Genomic DNA, 264 nt, shown 5'->3' with positions numbered 1-264 from the left:
GGCTTGCTCTGATGGATAGGTCGGACTAGCGGCACTGGCGGCGCGGGCCGTAGTTCGGCTGGTAGGTATTGTCATAGGCGCGGTAGGACCGATAGCGGGAGTAGCAATAATCGGCATGTGAGCTGTACCCTTGCGAGGTATAGGCCCGCGGCTGCGAGGCAATGATGCCGCCGATGAGGGCGCCGGCCGCCAGACCGCCTATGATGGCGCCGGTGTTGTCATTATGGCGCCAGCCGCGATCGTAGCGTCGATACGAGCCATAAC

General features: G+C 62.5%; 1 protein-coding gene. It reads right to left on the bottom strand.

The features are described from left to right. Window positions 1-25: 25 nt before the first annotated feature. A partial coding sequence (locus AF337_RS32720; protein ID WP_160320396.1) for a BA14K family protein occupies window positions 26-264 on the bottom strand: 239 nt, incomplete at its 5' end.

The organism is Rhizobium ecuadorense (assembly GCF_001187535.1).
Taxonomy (GTDB): domain Bacteria; phylum Pseudomonadota; class Alphaproteobacteria; order Rhizobiales; family Rhizobiaceae; genus Rhizobium; species Rhizobium ecuadorense.
This window is presented reverse-complemented; position numbering and strand designations above follow the sequence as displayed.